2 pseudogenes are annotated in these 1,212 nt (G+C 79.5%); one reads left to right on the top strand and one right to left on the bottom strand.

The features are described from left to right. Positions 1-754 (bottom strand): annotated as a pseudogene (locus tag ONA70_RS36350) (hypothetical protein); the annotation flags it as partial. Positions 755-860: 106 nt separating this feature from the next. Between ONA70_RS36350 and ONA70_RS36345 the strand changes: the two are divergent. Beyond that, positions 861-1,212 (top strand): annotated as a pseudogene (locus ONA70_RS36345) (hypothetical protein); the annotation flags it as partial.

Below are 1,212 nucleotides of genomic sequence, written 5' to 3'. Positions count from 1 at the left end.
TCCCGGGCAGCGGCGGAACCGGCGCCGGCGGGGTCGGCCCCGGCGGCGGCGTGGGGATCGGCCCGGGCGGCGGCGTGGGAACCGGCGGGGCGGGAACCGGCGGCGTCGGCCGGAGCGGGGGTTCCGGCTCCGGCTCCGGCACCGGGGGCGCCGGCGAGGGCGGGGTCGGACCCGGCACGGGCGTCGGCGCTGGCTCGGGCTCCGGGCCGGGCGGCGGCGGGGGCTGCGCGGGCTCCGGCGGCTGGGCCGGCTCGGGCGGCTCGGGGTTCACCGGTCCCGCCCGGTAGACCTTCGTGGCACCGGCCTTCGTCACTCCCGCGGCGGCGACCTCGTCCGTCGAGGCCCGGCTCTGTCCCGGCACGGCGGCGCTGGCCCGCGCCTGCCCGGCCGAGCTGCGGGGGCTGGGCGGCACCGGTGCCGGCTGGTCGCCGGCGGGGGCCGGGGTATCGGTGGCGAAGGCGGACCACGTCGAGGGCGCGACCGAGGCACCTGGCTGCCGCCGTTCCAGCGGGCCGGCCGGCGCTGCGGGGGCGCTTGCCCGGTACGTGGTGGCGCTGACCGGCGTGGCCGGCCGGTCCTCAGCCGGGGGCGGTACGGCCGCGCCGGCGACACTGACCCGGGCCCGGGCCACGACGGAGGCTCCCGCAGCGGCCTCCTCGCCGCGCTCGGTGGCGCCCGGGTCGACCGGCCCGTCGGTGGGGTCGGGCGCGGATCCGGGGTGGACCGTCTTTGCCGGAACCTCTCGCTCGCCCATGCTCGCCCCTCCATGGCCACGCTCGCTCCCGGACCGTGATGTCGGTCGGGAGTGCCCGGTTCTCACCGTGCCACATTCCGGCCCGGCAGCACAGTCGGAGTGGAGGTTGGGTCAGTTACCGCTGCTCGGAGTGGATGCGGCGCTCTCCGTCGCGCTCGCCGTGGTCTCCGTCGCCGCGCTCCCCGTCGGGGCGGCGGAGCTGTTCGACGGGCTTGGCCCGCTGCTGTCCGCGCCGGACGGCGACGCGGCCGGCGACGAGTTCGACGGGCTGGGCGACGGCGAGTTGCTCGGCGACGGCGAGTGGGACGGGCTCGGGCTCGCGGTGCTCGGCTTCGGCGACGGCGAGGTGGGCTTCGGTGACGGCGAGGTTGGCGTCGGCTTTGGCGTCTTCGACGGGCTCGGCGTCGGCGTCGGAGTGGCCGGGGCGGGCACCGCGCCGACCACCCGGGTGGCGGCGA

The organism is Micromonospora yasonensis (assembly GCF_026013475.1).
Taxonomy (GTDB): domain Bacteria; phylum Actinomycetota; class Actinomycetes; order Mycobacteriales; family Micromonosporaceae; genus Micromonospora; species Micromonospora yasonensis.
The sequence above is the reverse complement of the archived record's forward strand: the minus strand, read 5'-3'. Positions and strand labels throughout refer to the sequence as shown.